The sequence below is a fragment of the Lelliottia sp. genome, from assembly GCF_045627565.1.
GTDB lineage: Bacteria > Pseudomonadota > Gammaproteobacteria > Enterobacterales > Enterobacteriaceae > Enterobacter.
Window position 1 is genome coordinate 109,517 of record NZ_JAZQNX010000018.1, and the last position, 25,638, is coordinate 135,154.

The 25,638-nt window shown below is 54.5% G+C and carries 21 protein-coding genes; 8 read left to right on the forward strand and 13 right to left on the reverse strand.

Features of this window, described 5'->3' with window-relative positions; translation table 11 throughout:
- Window positions 1-4 precede the first annotated feature (4 nt).
- Window positions 5-511 (forward strand): GNAT family N-acetyltransferase, encoded by a 507-nt coding sequence (locus ACKI5T_RS10290; RefSeq protein ID WP_407437261.1) that lies wholly within the window; start codon window positions 5-7, stop codon window positions 509-511.
- Window positions 512-594: 83 nt separating this feature from the next.
- On the forward strand, window positions 595-1,614 hold the full coding sequence (locus ACKI5T_RS10295) for an NAD(P)-dependent alcohol dehydrogenase (protein ID WP_015960633.1): 1,020 nt from the start codon (window positions 595-597) through the stop codon (window positions 1,612-1,614).
- Window positions 1,615-1,693: 79 nt separating this feature from the next.
- Here ACKI5T_RS10295 and ACKI5T_RS10300 read toward each other — a convergent pair whose 3' ends face one another.
- A complete protein-coding gene (locus tag ACKI5T_RS10300) occupies window positions 1,694-3,340 on the reverse strand; it encodes a dihydroxyacetone kinase subunit DhaK (protein WP_407437262.1) in 1,647 nt (548 codons plus the stop codon).
- Between the two features lie 137 nt (window positions 3,341-3,477).
- On the opposite strand from ACKI5T_RS10300, the gene ACKI5T_RS10305 reads away from it, so the two are divergent.
- Entirely contained in the window at window positions 3,478-4,980 is a 1,503-nt protein-coding gene (locus tag ACKI5T_RS10305) for a helicase HerA-like C-terminal domain-containing protein (protein ID WP_407437263.1), read from the forward strand.
- Here the strand turns inward: ACKI5T_RS10305 and ACKI5T_RS10310 are convergent.
- On the reverse strand, window positions 4,957-5,901 hold the full coding sequence (locus ACKI5T_RS10310; protein WP_407437295.1) for a TIGR01212 family radical SAM protein: 945 nt from the start codon (window positions 5,899-5,901) through the stop codon (window positions 4,957-4,959). The two genes, ACKI5T_RS10305 and ACKI5T_RS10310, sit on opposite strands and share 24 nt — an antisense overlap.
- Window positions 5,902-6,583: 682 nt before the next feature.
- Between ACKI5T_RS10310 and gltB the strand changes: the two genes are divergently transcribed.
- Both gltB and ACKI5T_RS10320 read left to right on the forward strand, forming a co-directional pair.
- Window positions 6,584-11,044 (forward strand): glutamate synthase large subunit, encoded by a 4,461-nt coding sequence (gltB, locus tag ACKI5T_RS10315; protein ID WP_407437297.1) that lies wholly within the window; start codon window positions 6,584-6,586, stop codon window positions 11,042-11,044.
- Between the two features lie 9 nt (window positions 11,045-11,053).
- On the forward strand, window positions 11,054-12,472 hold the full coding sequence (locus ACKI5T_RS10320) for a glutamate synthase small subunit (protein ID WP_015960638.1): 1,419 nt from the start codon (window positions 11,054-11,056) through the stop codon (window positions 12,470-12,472).
- Window positions 12,473-12,508: 36 nt separating this feature from the next.
- Here ACKI5T_RS10320 and nanQ read toward each other — a convergent pair whose 3' ends face one another.
- The 10 genes from nanQ to zapE form a co-directional block, all read right to left on the reverse strand.
- On the reverse strand, window positions 12,509-12,976 hold the full coding sequence (gene nanQ, locus ACKI5T_RS10325) for an N-acetylneuraminate anomerase (RefSeq protein ID WP_407437299.1): 468 nt from the start codon (window positions 12,974-12,976) through the stop codon (window positions 12,509-12,511).
- Window positions 12,976-13,848 carry an N-acetylmannosamine kinase gene (nanK, locus tag ACKI5T_RS10330; RefSeq protein ID WP_407437264.1) on the reverse strand — a complete coding sequence of 291 codons (873 nt, stop codon included), beginning with the start codon at window positions 13,846-13,848 and terminating at the stop codon, window positions 12,976-12,978. The genes nanQ and nanK overlap by 1 nt, the downstream gene beginning before the upstream one ends.
- Window positions 13,845-15,332 carry an MFS transporter gene (locus tag ACKI5T_RS10335; RefSeq protein WP_407437265.1) on the reverse strand — a complete coding sequence of 496 codons (1,488 nt, stop codon included), beginning with the start codon at window positions 15,330-15,332 and terminating at the stop codon, window positions 13,845-13,847. Before ACKI5T_RS10335 ends, nanK begins: the two co-directional genes overlap by 4 nt.
- A 65-nt stretch (window positions 15,333-15,397) precedes the next feature.
- A complete protein-coding gene (gene nanA, locus ACKI5T_RS10340) occupies window positions 15,398-16,291 on the reverse strand; it encodes an N-acetylneuraminate lyase (RefSeq protein WP_407437266.1) in 894 nt (297 codons plus the stop codon).
- A 118-nt stretch (window positions 16,292-16,409) separates the two neighbouring features.
- Window positions 16,410-17,192, reverse strand: coding sequence for a transcriptional regulator NanR (gene nanR, locus ACKI5T_RS10345; RefSeq protein WP_407437267.1), 783 nt, complete (start codon window positions 17,190-17,192; stop codon window positions 16,410-16,412).
- Window positions 17,193-17,304: 112 nt separating this feature from the next.
- The gene (gene sspB / locus ACKI5T_RS10350) at window positions 17,305-17,802 is read right to left on the reverse strand and encodes a ClpXP protease specificity-enhancing factor (RefSeq protein WP_015960644.1); all 498 of its coding nucleotides are present in this window, start codon (window positions 17,800-17,802) and stop codon (window positions 17,305-17,307) included.
- A 5-nt stretch (window positions 17,803-17,807) separates the two neighbouring features.
- Window positions 17,808-18,446, reverse strand: coding sequence for a stringent starvation protein SspA (gene sspA / locus ACKI5T_RS10355; RefSeq protein ID WP_407437268.1), 639 nt, complete (start codon window positions 18,444-18,446; stop codon window positions 17,808-17,810).
- 310 nt (window positions 18,447-18,756) lie between these two features.
- Window positions 18,757-19,149 carry a 30S ribosomal protein S9 gene (gene rpsI / locus ACKI5T_RS10360; protein WP_003860436.1) on the reverse strand — a complete coding sequence of 131 codons (393 nt, stop codon included), beginning with the start codon at window positions 19,147-19,149 and terminating at the stop codon, window positions 18,757-18,759.
- 15 nt (window positions 19,150-19,164) lie between these two features.
- Entirely contained in the window at window positions 19,165-19,593 is a 429-nt protein-coding gene (rplM, locus tag ACKI5T_RS10365) for a 50S ribosomal protein L13 (protein WP_015960646.1), read from the reverse strand.
- Window positions 19,594-19,882: 289 nt separating this feature from the next.
- Window positions 19,883-21,007, reverse strand: coding sequence for a cell division protein ZapE (gene zapE, locus ACKI5T_RS10370; protein WP_407437269.1), 1,125 nt, complete (start codon window positions 21,005-21,007; stop codon window positions 19,883-19,885).
- Between the two features lie 189 nt (window positions 21,008-21,196).
- Between zapE and zapG the strand changes: the two genes are divergently transcribed.
- The 3 genes from zapG (at window position 21,197) to degS (ending at window position 24,293) form a co-directional block, all read left to right on the forward strand.
- Window positions 21,197-21,595 carry a Z-ring associated protein ZapG gene (gene zapG, locus ACKI5T_RS10375; protein ID WP_015960648.1) on the forward strand — a complete coding sequence of 133 codons (399 nt, stop codon included), beginning with the start codon at window positions 21,197-21,199 and terminating at the stop codon, window positions 21,593-21,595.
- A 171-nt stretch (window positions 21,596-21,766) separates the two neighbouring features.
- Window positions 21,767-23,134 (forward strand): serine endoprotease DegQ, encoded by a 1,368-nt coding sequence (gene degQ, locus ACKI5T_RS10380; RefSeq protein WP_407437270.1) that lies wholly within the window; start codon window positions 21,767-21,769, stop codon window positions 23,132-23,134.
- 91 nt (window positions 23,135-23,225) lie between these two features.
- On the forward strand, window positions 23,226-24,293 hold the full coding sequence (degS, locus tag ACKI5T_RS10385; protein ID WP_041689727.1) for an outer membrane-stress sensor serine endopeptidase DegS: 1,068 nt from the start codon (window positions 23,226-23,228) through the stop codon (window positions 24,291-24,293).
- A gap of 55 nt (window positions 24,294-24,348) precedes the next feature.
- Here the strand turns inward: degS and mdh are convergent, their stop codons facing one another.
- Window positions 24,349-25,287: a malate dehydrogenase gene (gene mdh, locus ACKI5T_RS10390; RefSeq protein ID WP_015960651.1), complete on the reverse strand. Its 939-nt coding sequence runs from the start codon at window positions 25,285-25,287 to the stop codon at window positions 24,349-24,351.
- Window positions 25,288-25,638: the final 351 nt, after the last annotated feature.

The window sequence follows — 25,638 nt, forward strand, 5'->3', positions numbered from 1 at the left end:
TGCTATGAGCGTAATTACCCCGACCGCCGCGACAACGATGCGTCGGATAACAGAGCTGGATAATTCCGGCATCGCCACCGTCATTCGTGCGGTATCGGCTGAATATGGTCTAACGGCCGATAAAGGCTACACCGTCGCTGACCCGAATCTGGATGAGTTGTATCAACTCTACAGTCAGCCAGGCCATGCCTACTGGGTCATCGAGCAAAACGGTCATGTCGTCGGCGGAGGCGGTGTGGCACCGCTGAGCTGCAGCGAAGCCGACATCTGCGAACTGCAAAAAATGTACTTTCTGCCGTCCGTGCGCGGCCAAGGGCTGGCGAAAAAGCTGGCGTTGGTGGCACTCGATCACGCTCGCGCGCAGGGTTTTAAGCGCTGTTATCTCGAAACCACCGCGTTCCTCAAAGACGCGATTGGGTTGTACGAACACCTCGGCTTTGAGCACATCTCAGAACCTCTCGGCTGTACCGGACACGTCGACTGCGAAGTCAGAATGCTGAAAAATCTGTAAATTCCTTTCCCGCCCTCTTCTGTTAAGCGGCTGTAAACTGAATGCTCTACACTCTCAGTTCACACCAAAACGGGGGAAAGACGATGTCGAAGATAAAAAGCTACGCCGCACCGCAGGCAGGTGCAGAACTTGAGCTGTACGAATATGATGCGGGCGAGCTGAAAGCAGAAGACGTCGAAGTACAGGTCGATTATTGCGGCATCTGCCACTCAGACCTGTCGATGATCGACAACGAATGGGGTTTCTCAAGCTATCCGCTCGTCGCCGGACACGAAGTCATTGGTCGCGTGGTCGCACTGGGGACGGCTGCCCAGGACAAAGGGCTTAAAATCGGTCAGCGTGTCGGTATCGGCTGGACTGCACGTAGCTGCGGACATTGTGATGCCTGTATCAGCGGCAATCAGATCAACTGTCTGGAAGGTGCTGTCCCGACAATCCTGAACAAAGGCGGTTTCGCCGACAAACTGCGCGCCGACTGGCAATGGGTTATTCCACTGCCGGACAGCATTGATATCGAATCCGCGGGCCCGCTGCTGTGCGGCGGTATCACCGTCTTCAAACCTCTTCTGATGCATCACGTCACTGCCACCAGCCGCGTCGGCGTTATCGGTATTGGTGGTCTGGGGCACATCGCCATCAAGCTGCTGCACGCCATGGGCTGCGAAGTCACCGCGTTCAGCTCTAACCCGGCAAAAGAGCAAGAAGTGCTGGCGATGGGTGCTGACAAAGTGGTTAACAGCCGGGATCCGGAATTGTTAAAAGCGTTGGCCGGTCAGTTTGATCTGATCATCAACACCGTTAACGTCGATCTCGACTGGCAGCCGTACTTTGAAGCGCTGGCCTATGGCGGTAATTTCCACACCGTCGGGGCAGTTCTGAAGCCACTGCCTGTGCCTGCGTTCACCCTGATTGGCGGCGACCGTAGCGTGTCCGGTTCTGCGACCGGTACGCCTTACGAATTGCGCAAGCTGATGAAATTCGCTGGCCGCACGAAGGTTGCGCCAACGACCGAACTGTATCCGATGTCTAAAATCAATGAAGCTATTCAGCACGTTCGTGACGGCAAAGCCCGTTATCGTGTCGTGCTGAAAGCGGATTTCTGATTTAACCCGCTCAGAAATACGGTGCGAGCGAATGTCCGCACCCAACCCTCTCCCACGGGAGAGGGTGCACGTACAGGTGCTACCGTTTTGCTTTGGCCACTGCCGCAAACACCTCTGCAACGGCCACTGCCCCAGGATCCATTACACCCTCCAGGTTCTCTTTATTCACATACGACGAACGCCCTGCTCCCGCTTTTTGCATGCCAGCCGTAGCGTCTGCGCCTTTTTTCGCTGCCTGGGCAGCCGCCTGAATATCGCCGTTTTGCAGCGCCGCCAGTGCAGGCTGTAGCGCGTCGATCAAGGTACGATCGCCAAGATCCGCTCCGCCGTAATGCTTCATTTGCGCAAGCCCGCTCAGCATTGCCTCCGGCAATGATTTTCCGTCATGTCGTTTCTGTCCGGCCGCTGTAAAGAAGATCGACATCAGGACGCCACTCGACCCGCCCATGACCGTCGCCAGCCGTTCGCCGATCAGCAACAACAGCTTAGAAAGATCGTTCAGCGGAAGCTGTTTTTGCTCCAGAAGCTGTGCAATTTCCCGCGCGCCTTGCGCAAAAGTCGACCCGGTATCGCCGTCACCCACTTTGGCGTCCAGCGCATTTAAACGGTTCTCCAGAGCGAGCAACGTTTGCGTCGCCGCTGCCACTCGCGCTGCGACCTCTTCGTTCCCGGAAGGCGTAAATTCAACACGATCCTGAATCGCAGTGTGCGAAAGCGTGCGTAATGGCGCGAATGCTACCGGCTTTTGCCAGCCGATAGTTTCGACGGGGGCATTAATGGCTTTCTCAAAAGTATCATTAAGCTGTAACAGTGACAGCGAAAAGCCTTTCATATCCAGCGAGCTTACCAGCGGCGCAGGGCCAATCAGATACGCAATATTTTCTTTCAGCGCAGAGTCCGCCAGTTCTTTCGTGAGTAGCGCCATCTCCAACGCCGATACACCGCCGAGATTGTTAATCAGCACCGCAAATTTGCCTTCGCCGGCCGTCTCTTTTAACGGCTTCACCAGGGTGTCGATAATCTCTTTGCTGTTGTGCGTATCAACCACCGACGCGCCCGGCTCGCCGTGAATGCCCAACCCGAGTTCGACATGCCCATCCTTGATACGCCCTTCTTCATCGTCGCTGCCCGGCAGGTTGCACGTTTGCATCGCCACGCCCAGGCTCCAGATATTGTCACAGGCCTGCTGCGCAATATCCCGCACGTCAGCCAGCGATTTCCCCTGTTCGGCTGCATATCCGGCAATTTTGTGCACCAGCGCCGTCCCCGCAATGCCACGCGGCTGTTTGTTATCCGGCAGGGCGATGTCATCAGCAACAATCACCATCTCAACCTTCAGCCCATAGCGTTTGGCCTTTTCCGCCGCGAGGCCAAAGTTAAGCCGATCGCCGGTATAATTTTTGACGATTAACAGGCAACCGCGATCGCCCGTTACCGCCACAATTGCGTTTAACACCGCATCTACACTCGGTGAGGCAAACAGATCGCCACAGACGGCTGCGGTCAACATCCCTCTGCCGACAAATCCGGCATGAGCGGGTTCATGCCCCGAGCCACCACCGGAAATCACCGCTACGCGGCTTTTATCCCAGTCGCTACGCGCAACCACCCGGATGGCCGGATCGATGTCGAGTTTGACGAGATTCCCGTGCGGCGCGGAAATCAGTATGCCTTCAATGGCGTCGTTGACCAGCTGTTTGCGGTCATTAAAAAAGAATCTGGACATAGCTTCCCAAAATTTTGTGAACCGTATGCAAAAGCATAGTCCGCACTGGATAATGCGCCGCAAAGTCAGGAATTTACTGAGTCACATTGCCGTCAGGTTGCCTATACTCGACGCAGGACAAAAAGAGGACGCGCACCATGAGTACACCACTGCTGATTGCCCGAACGCTGGAGAAAGAGCTGTTCCTGCTGCCCGGTATGGCGAACCGTCACGGGCTGATTACTGGTGCGACGGGGACAGGAAAAACCGTCACCCTACAAAAGCTGGCGGAGTCTTTTTCTGAAATTGGCGTCCCGGTATTTATGGCCGACGTGAAAGGGGATTTGACCGGGATTGCGCAGCCGGGCACCGCGTCTGAAAAACTGCTCGACCGACTCAAAAATATCGGCGTAACCGACTGGCAACCGCAAGGTAATCCGCTGGTGGTGTGGGATATTTTCGGTGAGAAGGGCCATCCGGTGCGCGCGACCGTATCCGACGTCGGCCCTTTACTGCTGGCGCGGCTCCTCAATTTGAACGATGTGCAATCCGGGGTGCTGAATATCATCTTTCGTATCGCGGACGATCAGGGCTTGCTGCTTCTCGATTTCAAAGATCTCCGCGCCATTACGCAGTATATCGGGGATAACGCAAAATCCTTCCAGAATCAGTACGGCAACATTAGCAGCGCCTCGGTAGGCGCCATTCAGCGTGGACTACTGACTCTGGAACAGCAAGGCGCCGAACATTTCTTTGGCGAACCGATGCTGGATATCAAAGACTGGATGCGCACCGATAGCAACGGCAAAGGCATCATCAACATCCTCAGTGCCGAAAAGCTCTACCAGATGCCTAAACTGTATGCCGCTAGCCTGCTGTGGATGCTCTCAGAGCTTTATGAACAGCTACCGGAAGCGGGCGATCTCGATAAACCCAAGCTGGTGTTTTTCTTTGACGAAGCGCATCTGCTGTTTAGCGATGCCCCGCAGGTCTTGCTGGATAAAATCGAACAGGTGATCCGCCTGATTCGCTCTAAAGGCGTGGGGGTGTATTTCGTTTCGCAAAACCCTTCTGATATCCCCGACAACGTTCTGGGGCAGTTGGGCAACCGCGTGCAGCACGCGCTCCGCGCCTTCACACCGAAGGATCAGAAAGCCGTAAAAGCTGCCGCGCAGACCATGCGCGCCAATCCGGCGTTTGATACTGAGCAAGCCATTCAGGCGCTCGGGACGGGTGAAGCGCTGATTTCATTCCTGGATGCGAAAGGCAGCCCGTCAATCGTCGAGCGCGCAATGGTTATTGCGCCATTCTCCCGTATGGGGCCCGTGACGGAGGATGAGCGAAACGGACTGATAAATCATTCGCCGGTGTACGGAAAATACGAGGACGACATCGACAGAGAATCCGCCTTCGAAATGCTGCAAAAAGGGGTTCAGGCCGCGACAGATCAGCAAAATACGCCTGCGACAAAAGGCGAGTCGGTTGCGGTGGATGACGGAATACTCGGCGGGCTGAAAGACATTCTCTTCGGCAGCACCGGTCCGCGCGGCGGCAAGCGCGATGGCGTCGTGCAGACCATGGCGAAAAGCGCGGCGCGTCAGGTGACAAATCAAATTGTCCGCGGGATGCTGGGTAGCCTACTCGGTGGCCGACGACGTTAGCGGGGAAACCCAGGGCTTACCAATCGCAGAACCCTGTACACCGTGCGCATTCAAGTAGCGGTCGAGCTCAACCATCCCTGTCCAGCGGTTCTCGCACCAAAGTGGCGCAAGCAGTTCCGGGCGACGGGCGCTGGCGGAGACACGGTGATAAATCACGTCTGGCGGCGTATGACGAATCATCTCGCCCGCCGTAACAGTATATTCATCCAGCTCAATACCGTTTAATCGCCCCGCTTCCCAGGACTTCGCCATTATACTGCCTTTGACGATATGAAGCGGATGAAGTTTGATGCCATCAACGCCGGTCTCAATCACCTTTTCCAGCGTTTCCAGGCCATGCTGCTGCTTTTCTCCCGGTAAACCGACAATCAGGTGCGAACACACTTTGAGTCCGCGCTCGCGGGCAAGCCGCGTAGTGCGTTGGTAGCAGGCGAAATCGTGGCCGCGATTAATACGGTGCAAGGTTTTGTCATGTGCGGTTTGCAGTCCCAGCTCAAGCCAGATTTCGTAACCCAACTCTTTATATTCGCTCAGCAGATCCAGCACGGCTTCTGGCACGCAGTCCGGACGTGTCCCAACGCATAACCCGACAATATTTGCCTGACTGACGGCCTGCTGATACATCGAGCGCAACACTTGTACTTCTGCCCAGGTGCTGGTGTAAGCCTGGAAATAAGCCAGATATTGTTTAGCGCGGTTAACGAGACGGGCCTGATGGGCGAGCTGCTCTGCAATAGAGTGATGCTGCTGCGTCTCGTCGGCAAAAGAGGCCACATTACAGAAAGTACAACCGCCACGCCCAATGGTGCCATCGCGATTGGGGCAGCTAAAACCCCCGTGTAGCGTGAGCTTATGAACCTTTTCACCGTAGCGACGTGAAAGATCCCCACCAAACATATTGACTAATTTCTGTAACTGCATAATCTGATAGACCGCCCCGAACAAAGGGGATAAGCCTGCCATTTTTAGCTTCAGTCGGCGATGACCTGGATCAATCGCTCTGGATCGCTATTATTCATTTGAATAAAAACCCACTATTATTGCAATTTCATTCAGCATTCTGGCAATTACTTTTGCTTATGCTCAGGCCGATTTTTTTACTTATAGCGCCAGAGCTGAAAAACAGTGTGATTATGCGGGTTGTTCAGCAGCGCCAGTGTAATATCCTGCAATTATTCTGGTATTCAGCATGCCGCATTGATAATACCGCTTTCAGATAGTGAGTCAGATCACACTCCCTTATTGCTTCCCCTGCGATAAGTTCGTTAAAAATACGGAAAATAATGTTTAAATTCAAAGCATTAACCCCTCATTAGCACAATTTTGTATAAATAAGATTGCCATTTGACCTATGTATCAAATACCGATAACTTGGAAATCCGCTGGAAGCTTTCTGGATGAGCAGCCTGCTCATCATATTTATGCAGTAATTGAGATTCCCTCTGAAGCAAGTCCTCAAACTTGTTTGACCTGTGCGAAAAGGATATTAAGAGGGCGAATGCGAGGTACGCGTATGACACGCAAACCCCGTCGCCGCGCTCTTTCTGTGCCTGTGCGCCACGTCCAGATGGGAAGCCCGAAGAGCCTGGGGAGGTTCACTGATATGTTGTACGATAAATCCCTTGAGAAGGATAACTGTGGTTTCGGCCTGATCGCCCACATAGAAGGCGAACCTAGCCACAAGGTAGTGCGTACCGCAATACACGCACTGGCCCGCATGCAGCACCGAGGTGCTATCCTCGCGGATGGTAAAACCGGCGACGGTTGCGGTCTGCTGCTGCAAAAACCGGATCGTTTCTTCCGCATTGTTGCAGAAGAGCGCGGCTGGCGTTTAGCCAAAAACTACGCTGTCGGCATGCTGTTCCTGAATCAGGATCCTGAAAAAGCTGCCGCATCACGCCGCATCGTCGAAGAAGAACTTCAACGCGAAACCCTGTCTATTGTCGGCTGGCGCAATGTGCCAACCAACGAAGGGGTACTCGGTGAAATCGCCCTCTCCTCGCTGCCTCGTATTGAACAAATTTTTGTGAATGCGCCTGCGGGCTGGCGTCCGCGTGATATGGAACGCCGCCTGTTCATTGCCCGTCGCCGCATTGAAAAACGTTTGCTGGACGATAAAGAGTTCTACGTGTGTAGCCTCTCAAATCTGGTGAACATTTATAAAGGTCTGTGTATGCCAACGGACCTGCCGCGCTTTTATCTGGACCTCGCGGACCTGCGTCTGGAATCGGCCATTTGCCTCTTCCACCAGCGCTTCTCCACGAACACCGTACCGCGCTGGCCGCTGGCTCAGCCTTTCCGCTACCTGGCGCACAACGGTGAGATCAATACCATCACCGGTAACCGCCAGTGGGCGCGTGCACGTACTTATAAATTCCAGACCCCGTTGATCCCCGATCTTCATGATGCCGCACCGTTCGTGAATGAAACCGGCTCGGATTCCAGCTCCATGGATAACATGCTGGAACTGCTGCTGGCTGGCGGGATGGATATCGTGCGTGCGATGCGTCTGCTTGTTCCGCCTGCCTGGCAAAGCAACCCGAATATGGATCCTGAGCTGCGCGCGTTCTTCGACTTTAACTCCATGCACATGGAGCCGTGGGACGGCCCGGCGGGCATCGTGATGTCCGATGGACGATACGCGGCCTGTAACCTGGACCGTAACGGTCTGCGCCCGGCGCGCTATGTCATCACCAAAGATAAGCTGATCACCTGCGCATCTGAAGTGGGTATCTGGGATTACCAGCCTGACGAAGTGCTCGAAAAAGGCCGCGTCGGCCCGGGTGAGCTGATGGTGATCGACACCCGCAGCGGCCGCATTCTGCACTCGGCTGAAACCGATGACGATCTGAAAAGCCGTCATCCGTACAAAGAGTGGATGGAGAAGAACGTCCGCCGTCTGGTGCCGTTCGAAGATCTGCAGGACGAAGAAGTCGGCAGCCGCGAGCTGGATGACGACACGCTTGCCAGCTTCCAGAAACAGTTTAACTACAACGCCGAAGAGTTGGATTCTATTATCCGCGTGCTCGGTGAGAACGGTCAGGAAGCCGTCGGTTCAATGGGTGACGATACCCCGTTTGCCGTGCTTTCGAGCCAGCCACGCATCATTTACGACTACTTCCGTCAGCAGTTTGCGCAGGTCACTAACCCGCCAATCGATCCGCTGCGTGAAGCGCATGTGATGTCATTGGCGACCAGCATCGGCCGCGAGATGAACGTCTTCTGTGAAGCCGAAGGCCAGGCGCACCGCCTGAGCTTTAAGTCGCCGATCCTGCTGTACTCCGATTTCAAACAGCTCACCACCATGACAGAGGAGCATTACCGCGCCGACACGCTCGATATTACGTTCGACGTGACCGAAACGAGCCTCGAAGAGACGGTGAAAGCGCTGTGTGATAAAGCCGAGCAGATGGTGCGTGATGGCACAGTTCTGCTGGTGCTGTCTGACCGTAACATCGCTAAGAACCGCTTGCCGGTTCCTGCACCGATGGCAGTGGGCGCGATCCAGACCCGTCTGGTGGATAAGAGCCTGCGCTGCGACGCCAACATCATCGTTGAAACCGCAAGCAGCCGCGACCCGCACCACTTCGCCGTGCTGCTGGGCTTTGGTGCCACCGCCATCTATCCATACCTCGCCTACGAAACGCTGGCGAAACTGGTTGATGGGCGCGTCATCGAAAAAAATTACCGCACTGTGATGCTGAACTACCGTAACGGCATCAACAAAGGCCTGTACAAAATCATGTCCAAAATGGGCATCTCGACCATCGCTTCTTACCGTTGCTCCAAGCTGTTCGAAGCAGTCGGTTTGCACGATGACGTCGCCGATCTCTGTTTCCAGGGCGTGATTAGCCGTATCGGCGGAGCCGGATTCTCTGACTTCCAGCAGGATCTGCTTAACCTGTCGAAACGGGCCTGGCTGGCGCGTAAACCGCTGGATCAGGGTGGCTTACTGAAATACGTTCACGGTGGCGAATACCACGCCTACAACCCGGACGTGGTCCGCACGCTGCAACAGGCCGTTCAGAGTGGTGAATACAGCGATTATCAGCAGTATTCGAAGCTGGTGAACGAACGTCCGGCGGCGACCCTGCGCGATTTGCTGGCGGTCACGCCTGACGGCAAAACGGTCAATATTGATGACGTAGAGCCCGCGAGCGAACTGTACAAACGCTTTGATACTGCGGCCATGTCCATCGGCGCACTGAGCCCTGAGGCACACGAAGCGCTGGCTGAAGCTATGAACAGCATCGGCGGCAACTCGAACTCCGGCGAAGGCGGCGAAGATCCTGCGCGCTACGGCACCAACAAAGTGTCGCGTATCAAGCAGGTGGCTTCCGGTCGCTTCGGCGTCACACCGGCGTATCTGGTTAACGCCGATGTCATTCAGATTAAAGTCGCTCAGGGTGCGAAACCGGGCGAAGGTGGTCAGTTGCCAGGCGATAAAGTGACGCCTTACATCGCCAAACTGCGCTACTCAGTGCCGGGCGTGACGCTGATCTCCCCGCCGCCGCATCACGATATCTACTCTATCGAAGATTTGGCGCAGCTGATTTTCGACCTGAAACAGGTCAACCCGAAAGCGCTGATCTCCGTGAAGCTGGTTTCTGAACCGGGCGTGGGCACCATTGCGACTGGTGTGGCAAAAGCCTATGCGGATCTGATTACCATCGCGGGCTACGACGGCGGTACGGGTGCAAGCCCACTCTCCTCCGTGAAATACGCGGGTTGTCCGTGGGAGCTGGGTCTGGTTGAAACGCAACAGGCGCTGGTGGCCAACGGTCTGCGCCACAAGATCCGTCTGCAGGTGGACGGCGGTCTGAAAACCGGCCTCGACATCATTAAAGCCGCTATTCTCGGTGCGGAAAGCTTCGGCTTCGGCACCGGCCCAATGGTTGCGCTGGGTTGTAAATACCTGCGTATTTGCCACCTGAACAACTGCGCAACGGGCGTGGCAACTCAGGACGAAAAACTGCGTAAGAACCATTACCACGGTTTGCCGTTCAAAGTGACCAACTACTTTGAATTCATCGCCCGCGAAACCCGCGAGCTGATGGCGCAGCTGGGCGTGACGCGCCTGGTGGATTTGATTGGCCGTACCGACCTGCTGAAAGAGCTGGAAGGTTTCACCGCCAAACAGCAGAAGCTGGAGCTGTCTAAGTTTCTGGAAACGGCCCAGCCGCACCCTGGCAAAGCCGTTTACTGGACCGAGACCAACCCACCGTTTGATAACGGCGTGCTGAATGCCCAGCTGTTGCAGCAGGCGAAACCATTTGTCGATGACAAACAGAGCAAAACGTTCTGGTTTGATATTCGCAACACTGACCGTTCTGTTGGCGCGACGCTTTCTGGTTATATCGCGCAAACCCATGGCGATCAGGGCCTGGCAGCCGATCCGATTATCGCGCACTTCAGCGGTACTGCAGGTCAGAGCTTCGGCGTCTGGAATGCGGGCGGCGTTGAGCTGTATCTGACTGGCGATGCCAACGACTACGTCGGTAAAGGCATGGCGGGCGGATTGCTGGCGGTGCGTCCTCCGGTCGGTTCTGCGTTCCGCAGTCACGAAGCCAGCATTATCGGCAATACCTGTCTGTACGGCGCGACCGGTGGTCGTCTGTTTGCAGCGGGTCGCGCAGGTGAACGTTTCGCGGTGCGTAACTCGGGTGCCATCACTGTTGTGGAAGGCATCGGCGATAACGGCTGTGAATACATGACCGGCGGGATTGTCTGCGTGTTGGGCAAAACCGGCGTGAACTTCGGCGCAGGCATGACAGGCGGTTTCGCCTACGTTCTGGATGAAGACGGTGAGTTCCGCAAACGCGTGAACCCAGAGCTGGTGGAAGTGCTGGACGTTGAAACGCTGGCCATCCACGAAGAACATCTGCGCGGTTTGATTACCGAACATGTGCAGCATACCGGTTCTTCGCGCGGCGAAGAGATCCTGGCGAACTGGCCAGCATTCTCAGCGAAATTTGCGCTGGTTAAACCAAAGTCCAGCGATGTTAAAGCACTGTTGGGTCACCGTAGTCGTAGCGCAGCAGAGCTGCGTGTGCAGGCGCAGTAAGGGGTAGCAATGAGTCAGAACGTATACCAGTTTATCGATCTGCAGCGCGTTGATCCGCCGAAGAAACCGCTAAAGATCCGCAAAATTGAATTTGTAGAAATTTATGAGCCGTTTTCAGAAGGCCAGGCCAAGGCACAGGCAGATCGCTGCCTGTCCTGTGGCAACCCTTACTGTGAATGGAAATGCCCGGTACACAACTACATCCCGAACTGGCTGAAGCTGGCTAATGAAGGGCGTATTTTCGAAGCTGCTGAGCTGTCTCACCAGACCAACACCCTGCCGGAAGTGTGTGGACGCGTGTGCCCACAGGACCGTCTGTGCGAAGGTTCCTGTACGCTGAACGACGAGTTTGGCGCAGTGACCATCGGCAACATCGAGCGCTATATCAACGATAAAGCCTTCGAGATGGGCTGGCGTCCGGACATGACAGGCGTGCGTCAGACCGACAAACGCGTCGCCATTATCGGCGCGGGTCCGGCTGGCCTGGCCTGTGCTGACGTGCTGACGCGCAACGGCGTCAAAGCTGTCGTGTTTGACCGTCACCCGGAAATCGGCGGCCTGCTGACCTTCGGTATTCCAGCCTTCAAGCTGGAAAAAGAGGTCATGACCCGTCGTCGTGAAATTTTCACCGACATGGGCATTGAGTTCAAACTGAACGTCGAAGTGGGTCGTGATATCCAGATCGACGATCTGCTGAAGGATTACGATGCCGTATTCCTCGGCGTCGGGACCTATCAGTCGATGCGCGGCGGTCTGGAAAACGAAGACGCTCCGGGCGTGTTTGACGCCCTGCCGTTCCTGATTGCCAACACCAAGCAGATGATGGGCTTTGGCGAAACCACGGCTGAGCCGTACGTTAGCATGGAAGGTAAACGCGTTGTCGTGCTTGGCGGCGGTGATACCGCAATGGACTGCGTGCGTACCTCAATTCGTCAGGATGCCACGCACGTGATTTGTGCGTATCGTCGTGACGAAGAGAACATGCCAGGTTCTAAACGCGAAGTGAAAAACGCGCGTGAAGAGGGCGTGGAGTTCCAGTTCAACGTCCAGCCATTGGGAGTGGAGGTGAATGCGAACGGTAAAGTGAGCGGCGTGAAAATGGCGCGTACCGAAATGGGTCAACCAGACGCGAAGGGCCGCCGTCGTGCGGAAATCGTGGCGGGTTCAGAGCATGTGGTTCCGGCTGATGCGGTGGTGATGGCGTTTGGTTTCCGTCCTCACAGCATGGAGTGGCTGGCAAAACACAGCGTAGAGCTGGACTCGCAGGGCCGTGTGATTGCGCCGGAAGGCAACGAAAACGCCTTCCAGACCAGCAACCCGAAAATCTTCGCCGGTGGCGATATCGTTCGCGGTTCAGACCTGGTGGTAACAGCGATTGCTGAAGGCCGCAAAGCGGCTGAAGGGATCATGAACTACCTGGAAGTGTAAAAACGAAGGCCGGATGGGGTTAACCATCCGGCTTTTTTATGCGCTCAGTAAACTGGCGCGAACTTTAATCACCACTTTCTTTATCTCTTCAGATTCCGTCACCACGCAGCCGGGTTTATGCGGCTCACCGGGCATAAAAATCACGTACATTCCCGGTTTTAAATCGATCTGCTGCATGCCATGAATCACGCTGCACAGCTGATAATCATCTTCTGCGTGTTGCTCCTCGCACTGCCGCGCCGAACCTGACACGCCGAACTGAATCCGCTCTTCACCCGCCAACAAAAGCTGGATGTCGATGTAACGCTCGTGCAATTCCGCTTTCTTTTGTTCCGGCAACTGCGTCGCAAATTCCATCACGTTCATAAAGATATCTTCGCCCTGCAATTCGTAGCGACCTGGCGGTTTATCCTGCGGCCAGGCTGCGACACCCAGCATCAACGCGTCTTGCAACACCGGGTGAATACCCGATAAAGACAGCGCCCTCACTTCACCCATCATCATCATTGTTCCCCTTGAATCAGTAATGCCGCGCCCAATAAACCGGCATCGTGCCGGTAATGCGCCGGGCGCACGGCCACGTGATAGACCGGCGGTAGCAGCGCTAACAACTCAACCACTTGAGGCAAATAACCGTCGGCCAGCCCGACGCTGCCGCCCACCACTACTGTCTGGCAGTCGGTGACGGCTTTGAGGTCGGCAATAAGTCGCGCCAGCGTCTGGGCGGACCGCGCGATGATGTCGCGGGCCTGCTGATGCCCGCGTGCCGCATGGCTGAAAATAGTTTTGGCATCCAGCCCAGCCAGATCGCCCTGCGCCATCGCCGCGATGCCACGGCCAGAGGCGATGGCCTCCACGCAACCCCTTCGCCCGCAACCACACACCGGCCCCTGCGGATCGGCAAGCGTGTGGCCCAAATGGCCGGCCAAACCGTCCGATCCCGTTTGCAACACTCCGTTAAGCACCACGCCCCCGCCGACGCCGGTTGAGACGGTAATAAAAACCATCTCGCCGCCTTCCGTTTCCAACGCATGGTATTCCGCCCATGCCGCAGCCTGCGCATCATTTACCGCCATAGCAGGCAGACCGGTGATGTTTTCCAGCGTCTGCACCAGCGGAAAATACAGCAGTCCACCAAGATTAAGGGGGTTAATCGCCAGCAAAATACCGTCGCGAATAATGCCCGTCGAAGCGATGGCAACGCGCGTTGCCTGCTTCATCAGCGGTGTCACCAGCTCCGTTAACGCAGCATACAGCGCATCGGGCGTTTTACTGGCAGGCGTTGGTATCTCGCGTCGTTCGCGGATCTGCAAAGAATCGTCGACCAGCGCGGCGGCGAGTTTGGTCCCGCCGATATCAATAGTCAATGTCGTCATTTCACCGCCTCATGCTCGCTTTTGATGCTGCCTAGAGGAACGGCTCCGCTGAACGGTTTACCGTCAATCGCATCGTGCGTGCGAAGTGCCTCGGGGCGGATCCAGCGCTGCACGCGAGACGGCATATCCAGGCCAATCAGCAGGATGACGACAAAGGTTAAGCCGAACGAGAGTGAACCGAGCGCAGTGCCCAGCTCCAGACGTTGTGCCAGCAGCGCCCCAATCACCGGCGCAATCGCCCCACCCAGTGCGCCGACGTTGTAAGTAAAGCCCAGCCCCGCTGCACGCTGATCGGTATCGAAGTAGCCGCCGATAAGTTTCGGCAGAATTCCGGAAATCCCCTGCCCGAGCATCTGCTGGAAGAAGAGCAGAAAACCGAGAACCCAGATATTGGACCCGCCAATCGCAAAGACCGGAATGATAAGGAGCTGCGAGGCCAGCAGGCTGCAAACGTACGCTTTGCGCGTCCCCAGCCAGTCGCCCAGGAAACCGCCGACACAGCAGCCAACCGCTGCGCCAAAGCCGCTGAAGAACAGCACACGCGCCACCATCGCCGGATCGTAAGCCAGATCCGTTTTCAGATAGGTCGGCAGCAGCGCCTGAATCGGCCACGAATAAAGGAACGCAAACAGCACGACCACCATCAGCGTGACGCCCGTCGGCCAGCGCTTGCCGCTGCTTTGCACCATAAAGCTGATGAACACAAAGGCGCACAGCAGGCCAAGAATCATCACCAGACCGGCATTGTTGAGTTCCCCGGCAAAGCAGAACCACAGCGCCGTTCCCGCGAAGAGCGTCATAGCAATATTGATCACCCGATGTTTGCCACGATAGAGAATATCCACCATCGTGCGCACGGGCGCTTTGCCTTCGTGTTTTGCTTTCCAGTCTTCCGCTTCCGGAATATTTTTACGCAGCCACAGGGCAAAAATGATCGGCAGAATGCCGATAAAGAACAGCGCGCGCCAGCCCCACACGGGAACAACGAGGCTGTAGATCTGCGCCGCGATAACCGCCCCCACAGAGAAGCCGGAGATCAAAAAGCCGCTGGCTTTGTTGCGCAGATGCTTTGGCCAGCTTTCAATCACGTAGGTGGCGCTGGAGCCGTATTCGCCCGCCATGCCCATGCCGATCACCATGCGGGCGATAAACATCGTGATATAGCCTGGCGCAAAACCGCACGCCAGCGTCCCGCACGAAAACAGCACGATACTGGTGATCATCGCCAGTTTGCGTCCGTAGCGATCGCCCATAGCGCCAAGCAGCAGGCCGCCAAACCATCGGGAGATAAAGGCAGCGGATATGAGGCTAGCCGCCTCGACCGTTGTCAGTCCAAATTCCGTTTTAACTTCCGTTAACACCAGCGCTATCAATACAAAATCGAAACCATCCAGCAGATATCCCAACCATGCGGCGGAGAAGGCGCGCCACTGGGGGCGGCTGAGATGGCGGTACCACGGGATGCTTTGGGTAGGAATACGCATTGAATTCTCCCGACGCTCTGTTTTTGTCTGTTTAGCCCAGCGACGGTGCGCCGCCGGGCAACGCACTACGCCTTCTCAACCATCAATTGTTTCGCCAGCGTTTTTAGCTCCGGCAAATACTGTTCAGCCACCGGTGCAAAGGGTTTGCGACACAGCGGGACGGACACCACATCCATGTAATGCAGAACCGTTTTCAGGCCACGGAATACGCCAACTTTTATCAGTAGATCGATAACTTTATTGCACTCACTTTGCAGACGCTGTGCCGTCGCGTTGTCCCCCTCGCGGATCGCTTTAGCGATGGCCTGGTAGCGCCATCCCATGATGTTGTACGTGCTGCCGATACCGCCGTCAGCGCCAGCCAGCAAACCGGAGGCGAAGATCTCGTCGTAACCGTTGTAGAGCACCAGATCCGGATGCGCGCGGCGGATATGTTCCATCTGGAAGAGATCGCCCGACGTTTGCTTCAGCGCGCCAACGCCCGGCAGCGTCACCAGGGTGTTGATCTGATCAAGCGTGAGCTTCACGCCGCTCAGCGCCGGAATGTTGTACACCACCATCGGCAAACCATCCGCCGAATCAATAATTGCACGGTAATGATCGCAATGTTCCTCAAAGCTGAAGGGATAGTAAAACGGTGTGACGGCTGACACAGCGTCAAACCCGAAACGGCTGGCAGACGCCGCTAACTGCTGGCTTTCAGCCGTACTTACGCAGCCGACATGCGCGATTAACGTGATTTTGCCTTTTGCCTCTTCCGCTACGATTTCGAGCACCTGCTCGCGCTCGGAAAGACTTTGTACAAAGGCTTCGCCGGTTGAACCGCCGACGTACAGACCGTCGATTCCCTGCTGAATATTAAACTGCACCAGACGTCGCAAGCTCTCTTTATCAAGTGCCTGCTGAGTGTTGAATGGAGTCAGGAGTGCGGCCATCACGCCACGTAATTGCTTTGCCATAGATACCTCAGTGTTTTTGGTCTGCTTATCGATATACCTTTATACCTGTTATACCAGATCAAATAAGCAGCACTGCATACAGAACGCTTATAATGCGATCTGCTTCACTAAAGGATCGTTATTTCTTCTTTTTGGATCCCTGGCCGAACGCGTGCCAGGTGGCGGAAACACTGTTGAGATGGGATTGTAGCGCCCGATCGGCTTCATCGGGATCGTGTCGGCGGATCGCATCGACAATCGCAATATGCTGGCGATAGCTGACGTTATTGTGTTCGTAGAGTTCGGTGTCGGAGACTTTTGGACGGGCCGCAATCAGCCAATCCAGCAGCGCGACGTGGATCGCCATAAAGATGGGGTTGCCTGGGATTTCCGCCAGCACACGGTGGAAATCGACATCGGAGCGGATAAACAGCGCATTGTCACTGAGTGACTGACTGTTGATTTCCAGCGCTTGTGACAAGCTTTCTACCTGCTCATCCGTGGCATATTCCGCTGCGTAGCGCACCAGACTGGATTCAAAAAACAGCCGTAGCTGCTCGAAGTGGGTAATCCCGCCGGGTTGCGTGAGGAAATCTTTCGCCATGCCGGAGAGTTCACCGATGATGGTGTCGGCAGAAGGCATGGAAACGCGTGCGCGCTCACCATTGTTAATCTGCACCAGCCCTTTGCGTTTTAACGCGGCTAACGCTTCGCGTACGGATGGACGCCCAACGTTGAAGAACTCCATCAGTTCGCGCTCTGACGGGAGCTGTTCGCCCTGCGCAAACTCCTGCCGGCGAATCATTTGCTCCAGTTCTTCTTCCACCATATCGGAGAGTTTTTTACGCGCCAGCGGACGACGGCGCAAACTGCGACCCACGGTTTCGGTTGAATTTTCCGCCTGAAGATCAATTGGTTTCATAAAGACTCGGGTCAGAAGAGTGACAATCAGTGACAACGATTTATCATAACATAGGATTTTTAGCGTAGCGAAAAACCCTGGATAGCAAAACAGGCCCAAGGGGCCTGTTTGATTATTTCACAACACGTAACGCTGGACGGCCACCGCGCGGCGGCGGATCGTCATCCGGATCGTTGTCATTGTCGTGATCGGGCTTATCACCATCGATAACAGACATGACCGTTTCGCTTTCGCTACCGGTAGAACCATCTTCATCGTTGAGGCTGGCGACGTCTTCATCATAAGCCGCTTCCGGCTCAAACATCGTACCCGCACCGTTTTCACGTGCATAGACCGCCAGTACGGCTGCCAGTGGTACAGAAACCTGACGCGGTACACCGCCGAAACGGGCATTGAAGCTCACTTCGTCGTTGGACAGCTCAAGATTTCCGACCGCACGCGGAGCAATGTTCAACACGATTTGCCCGTCGCGCGCGTATTCCATCGGAACTTGCACACCCGGCAACGTCACATCCACCACCAGGTGCGGCGTCAGCTGGTTGTCCAGCAGCCATTCATAGAAGGCGCGCAGCAGATACGGACGGCGTGGAGACAGCTGTGACATTTCCACAATCGTTAACCTCGGCCAAGACGCATTTCGCGTTCCGGTTCTGTCAGGGATGCGAGGAAAGAATCACGCTCAAATACGCGAGTCATATAGCCTTTCAGCTCTTTCGCGCCCGGACCGCTGAATTCTACGCCCAGAGACTGCAGACGCCATAACAGCGGAGCCAGGTAGCAATCGACCAGACTGAACTCATCACTCAGGAAGAATGGTTTCTGACCAAACACCGGGGCGATAGCGAGCAATTCTTCACGCAGTTGCTTACGAGCAGCGTCCGCTTCAGAAGAGGAACCGTTGATGATAACGTTCATCAGCGTGTACCAGTCTTTCTCGATACGCTGCATATACAGGCGGCTTTCGCCACGCGCAACCGGGTAAACCGGCATCAGCGGCGGATGAGGGAAACGCTCATCCAGATATTCCATAATGATGCGGGATTCCCACAGGGTCAGCTCGCGATCCACAAGCGTTGGTACGCTCTGGTTCGGGTTGAGATCGATCAGATCCTGAGGCGGGTTATCCTTTTCCACATGCTCGATCTCAAAACTGACACCCTTCTCGGCCAGCACGATACGAACCTGATGGCTATAAATGTCAGTAGGACCAGAAAACAGCGTCATTACCGAACGTTTGTTGGCAGCGACAGCCATGAAAACCTCCAGGTATATTCAGAATAGTACTGCTACTAGCCACGATGGCTAGCCAGATGATTTGTCACCCATCCCAGAGAACAACCGCATTGTTCATAAAGTGAACAAAAATCGAGGGTTCGCCGACATTTGGGCAGAAAATTGGATGATAGTTTACCAGATTTTGCAGGGTTTGTGGTGAGGGGATTCTGGAAATGCTGAAAAAGAGCTGGGAATCAAATAAATACTGTGGATAACCTGAACATTATCCATAAAAAAAACCCGCCGAAGCGGGTTTTTCGCCAATCCTTCTGCCAAAGCAGAAAAAAGATTAACGTTTGGAGAACTGTGGACGACGACGTGCTTTACGCAGACCCACTTTCTTACGTTCAACCTGACGCGCGTCACGAGTGACGAAGCCAGCTTTACGCAGTTCAGAACGCAGGGATTCGTCGTACTCCATCAGAGCGCGTGTGATACCGTGACGGATCGCACCAGCCTGACCAGAGATACCACCACCTTTAACAGTGATGTACAGATCCAATTTTTCAACCATATCAACCAGTTCCAGCGGCTGGCGAACTACCATGCGGGCAGTTTCGCGACCGAAGTACTGTTCCAGAGAACGCTGGTTGATTACGATTTTACCACTGCCCGGTTTGATGAACACACGAGCGGCGGAGCTTTTGCGGCGACCAGTGCCGTAGTATTGATTTTCAGCCATTGCCTATAATCCCGATTAGATGTCAAGAACTTGCGGTTGCTGTGCCGCGTGGTTGTGCTCGTTGCCCGCGTAAACTTTCAGTTTACGGTACATAGCACGACCCAGCGGGCCCTTTGGCAACATGCCTTTAACCGCGATTTCAATCACACGCTCAGGACGGCGGGCAATCATCTCTTCAAAGGTCGCTTGTTTGATACCACCGATGAAACCGGTGTGATGGTAATAAATTTTGTCTTCGCGCTTGTTGCCGGTTACAGCAACTTTTTCTGCGTTCAGAACGATAATGTAATCACCAGTATCAACGTGCGGAGTGTATTCCGCTTTGTGCTTACCGCGCAGGCGAAGAGCCAGTTCGGAAGCCAGACGACCCAGAGTTTTACCGGTCGCGTCAACAACATACCAGTCGCGTTTTACGGTTTCTGGTTTAGCTGTAAAAGTTTTCATTAAAAGCTTACCCAAATAATAAGTTACACGTTGGTGAACACCCAAACGTTTAGTCAGTTGAGGCTCACACGACATTGTCCAGCAAACCTACCCCTTCGAATAGCCTATGCCGGCACATAGAAAGTTTTGGGAAAAAAACCTTCTCGTAACGTGGGGTCGCAAGATTATAGAGAAGTCAGGGTCAAAGATCGACCCCTAAATGTGATTAGTCGCAAGGTTTTCCGGGAAGCGGTCCGTTTTGGCGAATGCTTTTGCTGACCGCGCCATTCACGCCGCGAAAGGCCGTGCGTTAGGGCATGTGAGAACGCTTCAAATACTCTTCGCTTTGCATCTCCTGCAAGCGTGACAAACAGCGCTGGAATTCAAATTTTAGCCGCTCGCCCTGATAAATTTCATATAACGGCACTTCCGCGCTGACCACCAGCTTGACGTGGCGCTCGTAAAACTCATCCACCAGCGCAATAAAACGGCGGGCTTCACTCTCCATCAGCGGCGTCATCACCGGAACATCCAACAGCATCACGGTGTGGAACAGACGCGAGAGCGCAATGTAATCGTGCTGACTGCGGGCATCCACGCACAGCGTCGCGAACGACACGGCCAGGGTTTGATTTTCGACCCCAAGCGTCTGTAATGGCCGATGATTAATTTCCAGTTCAGGCGATTTATCACGCTTAGCACCCGCGAGCGCCAGCCACAGTTTGTCCATTTGGCTTTGTGTCTGCTCGTTTAAAGGAGAAAGCCAGAGGTGCGCCTGGGTCAGCGTGCGCAGACGATAATCCACACCCGCATCCACATTCATGATGTCGCAGTGTTCTTTAATCGCATCAATTGCAGGCAAGAAACGTGCGCGTTGCAGACCGTTACGATACAGATCGTCTGGCGGAATATTCGATGTCGCTACCAGCGTAATGCCACGCGCGAAAAGGGCTTTCATCAGGCCGCCAAGCAGCATGGCGTCGGTGATATCTGAGACAAAAAACTCATCAAAGCACAGGACGTCGGTTTCCGCTTTAAAACGGTCGGCGACAATCTCCAGCGGATCGGTGTGGCCTTGCAGCGCCGTGAGCTCTTCATGTACGCGCAGCATAAAGCGGTGGAAGTGCAAACGCTGCTTCCGCGTACCCGGCAGGCTTTGATAGAACATATCCATCAGCCAGGTTTTGCCCCGCCCCACTCCGCCCCACATATATAAGCCGCGAACCGGGGGAACCGTCTGTGGCTCTTTTTTCCCTAACAGCCGCCCAAACGCGGCTTTCAGCCCGCTGGTTTGCGCCGTTTCAGTCGGTTCGGTCATCAATTTTTGATAGATAGAATTCAGGCGATTTACCGCGTCACGCTGCACATCATCTGGCTGGTGAGTGCCCCCATCCAGGGCTTGTTGGTAACGCGATGTTGGAGACAGGCTTTGCATAATGTCGTTGTTATTCCTTCAATTAATCCTCGCCAGAATGCTCAACTGGCGAAAAAAAGGCCGTTCTACAGTACGCGATGATACGTCAGGATTCCACTTCTGAAGAAATAGCGGTTATAGTGGCATAATCAGGCACAGGCAGGAGCCGCGCCAATACCCTACGGAACCACAAGACAACGGGAGAAGTTCATGACCTGGGAATATGCGCTAATTGGTTTAGTCGTCGGCATCGCAATCGGTGCTGTAGCCATGCGTTTCGGTAATCGCAAATTGCGTCAGCAGCAGTCGTTACAATACGAACTGGAAAAAAACAAAGCTGAACTGGAAGAGTATCGTGAAGAGCTGGTCAGCCACTTTGCCCGTAGCGCCGAGCTGCTGGACAACATGGCCACCGACTATCGTCAGCTGTATCAACATATGGCAAAAAGCTCCAGCAACCTTCTGCCGGAGATGAGTGCTGAAAGCAACCCGTTCCGCAACCGTCTGGCTGAGTCCGAAGCCAGCAACGATCAGGTGCCAGTACAGATGCCGCGTGATTACTCAGACGGTGCATCCGGCCTGCTGCGCGGTGGCGTAAAACGCGATTAATCGCACATCTGCAATATATTTTACGGGCGCAGCCCTTGCGCCCGTCCTTTCTTTCCCTTCCCAGCTATTATTTAGTCAATTACCTCATTGTTCAGTGGTTTAAAATTCAATAACATCAAACTGTTTTTGGGCCGTTTTTCCCTTTATTCCAGGTTATGAGAGCCAGCATCAATGAAGAAAAAAAACCAGCTGTTAAGCGCGATTGCGTTAAGTGTCGGGTTATCTCTCACGGCGTCATGGCCTGCGGCTGCGGCCCTGCCTTCCCAAGTGCCTGGTGAGGCGGCCATTCCAAGCCTTGCGCCAATGCTTGAAAAAGTGTTGCCTGCGGTGGTCAGCATCAAGGTTGAGGGCACGGCGGCACAGAGCCAACGTATACCAGAAGAGCTAAAAAAATATTTTGGTGAAGAGGGGCCCGATCAGCAAACCCAGCCGTTTGAAGGGCTTGGCTCCGGAGTGGTGATTGATGCGGCGAAAGGCTACGTGTTGACGAACAATCACGTTATCAGCCAGGCCGATAAAATCAGCGTGCAAATGAACGATGGTCGCGAGTTCGATGCCAAACTGATTGGCAGCGACGATCAAAGTGACATCGCGCTACTGCAAATCCAGAATCCCAGCAAGCTGACGCAAATTGTTATCGCGGATTCCGACAAATTGCGCGTCGGAGATTTTGCCGTGGCCGTGGGTAACCCTTTCGGTCTGGGCCAGACGGCAACCTCCGGGATTATCTCTGCGTTGGGTCGTAGCGGTCTAAATCTCGAAGGCCTGGAGAACTTTATCCAGACTGACGCCTCCATTAACCGCGGGAATTCCGGCGGCGCACTGCTAAACCTCAACGGTGAGCTGATTGGTATTAATACCGCGATTCTGGCACCCGGTGGCGGCAGCGTTGGGATCGGCTTTGCGATCCCCAGCAATATGGCCAAAATCCTGTCGCAACAGCTGATTGAATCCGGCGAGGTAAAACGCGGTCTGCTGGGAATTAAAGGCATGGAAATGAGCGCCGACATCGCAAAAGCCTTTAATCTCGACGTGCAGCGCGGGGCGTTTGTCAGTGAAGTTCTGGCGAACTCGGGCTCCGCAAAAGCGGGTGTGAAATCGGGCGATATCATTGTTAGCCTCAACGGTAAGCCGCTAAGCAGCTTCGCTGAATTACGCTCACGTGTTGCCACCACGGAACCTGGGACCAAGGTGAAGCTTGGGTTGCTGCGCGATGGCAAACCGTTGGAAGTCGAAGTTACGCTGGATAAGAGCACCTCATCGTCGGCCGGTGCTGAGCTGATCGCCCCTGCACTACAAGGTGCGGCGCTCAGCGATGGTCAGCTTAAAGACGGTACAAAAGGTATTTCTATCGAGAGCGTCGAAAAGAGCAGTCCCGCCGCGCAGGCAGGCCTGCATCAGGATGACGTGATTATCGGTGTTAACCGCAGCCGTGTTCAGTCGATCGCCGAGATGCGTAAGGTCCTGGAAAGCAAGCCAGCCGTGATTGCGCTGCAAATCATCCGTGGCAACGATACGCTCTACATTCTATTACGCTAAGCATTTGCTCATCCGGACGTCACCGCTGCATGTGATGTCCGGATAAGTCATGCTATGCTGCATCCGTCCCTTAATTAACGACGCCCGCATCATGTTTCTTAAGCTATTTCGTTCAGTTGCTATCGGTTTGGTCGTTGGCGGCCTGTTATTGGCTGCAATGCCCTCTTTACGTCAGTTAAATCAGCTGGCGGCACCGCGTTTCGACAGCACCGATGAGACGCCTGTGAGCTACAATCAGGCGGTTCGCCGTGCTGCGCCTGCTGTGGTTAACGTCTATAACCGCGGCCTCAACAGTTCCGCGCATAATCAACTGGAGATTCGTACTCTCGGCTCCGGCGTGATCATGGATGAGCGCGGCTACATCATTACCAATAAACACGTCATTAACGACGCCGATCAGATTATCGTCGCCCTGCAGGATGGCCGCGTATTTGAAGCCTTACTGGTTGGCTCAGACACGCTGACCGACCTCGCCGTCCTCAAAATCAATGCTACAGGCGGGCTGCCGGTGATTCCGATCAACCGTAAACGCACGCCGCATATCGGCGATGTGGTGATGGCGATTGGTAACCCGTATAACCTTGGGCAAACCATTACCCAGGGGATTATCAGCGCCACCGGTCGTATCGGTTTGAATCCCTCCGGGCGACAAAACTTCCTGCAAACGGACGCCTCCATTAACCACGGTAACTCCGGTGGCGCGCTGGTGAACTCGCTGGGAGAATTAATGGGCATCAATACCCTGTCGTTCGATAAAAGTAACGATGGCGAGACGCCTGAGGGCATCGGTTTTGCAATCCCGTTCCAGCTGGCCAACAAAATTATGGACAAGCTGATTCGCGATGGTCGCGTCATTCGTGGCTATATCGGCATCGGTGGCCGTGAAATTGCGCCAATGCACACTCAGGGCGGTGGCATCGATCAGATTCAGGGTATCGTGGTCAATGAAGTGACACCGGGCGGTCCGGCGGCTAACGCGGGGCTACAGGTGAACGACGTGATTGTTTCGGTCAACGGCACGCCTGCCGTATCCGCACTCGAAACAATGGATCAGGTAGCAGAGATTCGTCCTGGCTCGATTATTCCAGTCGAAGTCATGCGTAATGACAAAAAACTGACGCTCCAGGTGACGATTCAGGAATATCCCGCCACTAACTAAAAGCATAAAAAAACCGGAGCACATGGCTCCGGTTTTTTTATGACTGAGGGTTCGATTACTTGCTGACGAACTCTTCACCCAGAGTGATATCTTTCTTCAACGTGTCCAGCATGCCTTCCATCGCTTGTTGTTCAAACGCGCTCAGCTTGCCGATTGACTGACGTTCTTCGATACCATTTTTGCCCAGCAGCAGCGGCTGTGAGAAGAAGCGAGCGTGCTCGCCATCACCTTCAACATACGCACATTCTACTACGCCTTTCTCGCCTTGCAGCGCACGCACCAGAGACAAACCGAAACGTGCAGCCGCCTGGCCCATAGACAGTGTTGCAGAACCGCCACCCGCTTTCGCTTCGACCACTTCGGTGCCTGCGTTCTGAATACGTTTGGTCAGGTCAGCCACTTCCTGCTCGGAGAAACTCACGCCAGGGATCTGCGACAGCAATGGCAGAATCGTCACGCCAGAGTGACCACCGATAACCGGCACTTCGATATCAGACGGTGATTTGCCTTTCAGTTCTGCAACAAACGTATTGGAACGGATGATGTCCAGCGTGGTTACGCCAAACAGTTTGTTCTTATCGTATACACCGGCTTTCTTCAGCACTTCTGCTGCGATAGCAACTGTGGTGTTGACTGGGTTGGTGATGATACCCACGCACGCTTTCGGGCAGGTTTCAGCAATCTGTTGAACCAGGTTTTTCACGATACCGGCGTTAACGTTGAACAGATCGGAACGATCCATCCCCGGTTTACGCGCGACACCCGCGGAGATCAGCACCACATCTGCGCCTTCAAGCGCTGGACGTGCGTTTTCACCAGAGAAGCCTTTGATTTTCACAGCTGTTGGGATGTGGCTCAAGTCAACTGCCACACCAGGTGTGACCGGAGCAATATCATACAGGGAGAGTTCTGAGCCGGAAGGCAGTTGGGTTTTCAGTAGTAGGGCAAGCGCCTGGCCGATACCACCAGCAGCGCCGAGGACTGCGACTTTCATCCTAAACTCCTTATTATGGTTAACTTAAGTGTCTGTGACTCCGTTGCGGCGACCTTAATTCAGCAGATGAATAAAAACAATTTTCGTAGCTAAAGAATTTGAGGTCGCACTTCTTTCGCCTTCGCCTGAACGCTTACGGGCAATTTTCAGCAACAAAGCAACGAATCAAGAGGGGGTTACCATACACCCTGGCTCGTCATCAAAACAACATCATTTTGATAACATTTAATTTACTTTTAAGGTTATTTGCGCGACGTGACCCAGGCATGTTTTCCGATAACAAAATTTGATAAAATCACTCCCTTTCATAACATTATCTCCCCCTTCATCCCCATCCGATAATTTGCATAA

What these genes read in the sequence shown, in the direction of transcription:
- ACKI5T_RS10290 (WP_407437261.1), top strand. Translation starts at nt 5, where the DNA reads ATGAGCGTAATTACCCCGACCGCCGCGACAACGATGCGTCGGATAACA.
- ACKI5T_RS10295 (WP_015960633.1), top strand. Translation starts at nt 595, where the DNA reads ATGTCGAAGATAAAAAGCTACGCCGCACCGCAGGCAGGTGCAGAACTT.
- ACKI5T_RS10300 (WP_407437262.1), bottom strand. Translation starts at nt 3,340, where the DNA reads ATGTCCAGATTCTTTTTTAATGACCGCAAACAGCTGGTCAACGACGCC.
- ACKI5T_RS10305 (WP_407437263.1), top strand. Translation starts at nt 3,478, where the DNA reads ATGAGTACACCACTGCTGATTGCCCGAACGCTGGAGAAAGAGCTGTTC.
- ACKI5T_RS10310 (WP_407437295.1), bottom strand. Translation starts at nt 5,901, where the DNA reads ATGCAGTTACAGAAATTAGTCAATATGTTTGGTGGGGATCTTTCACGT.
- gltB (WP_407437297.1), top strand. Translation starts at nt 6,584, where the DNA reads ATGTTGTACGATAAATCCCTTGAGAAGGATAACTGTGGTTTCGGCCTG.
- ACKI5T_RS10320 (WP_015960638.1), top strand. Translation starts at nt 11,054, where the DNA reads ATGAGTCAGAACGTATACCAGTTTATCGATCTGCAGCGCGTTGATCCG.
- nanQ (WP_407437299.1), bottom strand. Translation starts at nt 12,976, where the DNA reads ATGATGATGGGTGAAGTGAGGGCGCTGTCTTTATCGGGTATTCACCCG.
- nanK (WP_407437264.1), bottom strand. Translation starts at nt 13,848, where the DNA reads ATGACGACATTGACTATTGATATCGGCGGGACCAAACTCGCCGCCGCG.
- ACKI5T_RS10335 (WP_407437265.1), bottom strand. Translation starts at nt 15,332, where the DNA reads ATGCGTATTCCTACCCAAAGCATCCCGTGGTACCGCCATCTCAGCCGC.
- nanA (WP_407437266.1), bottom strand. Translation starts at nt 16,291, where the DNA reads ATGGCAAAGCAATTACGTGGCGTGATGGCCGCACTCCTGACTCCATTC.
- nanR (WP_407437267.1), bottom strand. Translation starts at nt 17,192, where the DNA reads ATGAAACCAATTGATCTTCAGGCGGAAAATTCAACCGAAACCGTGGGT.
- sspA (WP_407437268.1), bottom strand. Translation starts at nt 18,446, where the DNA reads ATGGCTGTCGCTGCCAACAAACGTTCGGTAATGACGCTGTTTTCTGGT.
- rpsI (WP_003860436.1), bottom strand. Translation starts at nt 19,149, where the DNA reads ATGGCTGAAAATCAATACTACGGCACTGGTCGCCGCAAAAGCTCCGCC.
- rplM (WP_015960646.1), bottom strand. Translation starts at nt 19,593, where the DNA reads ATGAAAACTTTTACAGCTAAACCAGAAACCGTAAAACGCGACTGGTAT.
- zapE (WP_407437269.1), bottom strand. Translation starts at nt 21,007, where the DNA reads ATGCAAAGCCTGTCTCCAACATCGCGTTACCAACAAGCCCTGGATGGG.
- zapG (WP_015960648.1), top strand. Translation starts at nt 21,197, where the DNA reads ATGACCTGGGAATATGCGCTAATTGGTTTAGTCGTCGGCATCGCAATC.
- degQ (WP_407437270.1), top strand. Translation starts at nt 21,767, where the DNA reads ATGAAGAAAAAAAACCAGCTGTTAAGCGCGATTGCGTTAAGTGTCGGG.
- degS (WP_041689727.1), top strand. Translation starts at nt 23,226, where the DNA reads ATGTTTCTTAAGCTATTTCGTTCAGTTGCTATCGGTTTGGTCGTTGGC.
- mdh (WP_015960651.1), bottom strand. Translation starts at nt 25,287, where the DNA reads ATGAAAGTCGCAGTCCTCGGCGCTGCTGGTGGTATCGGCCAGGCGCTT.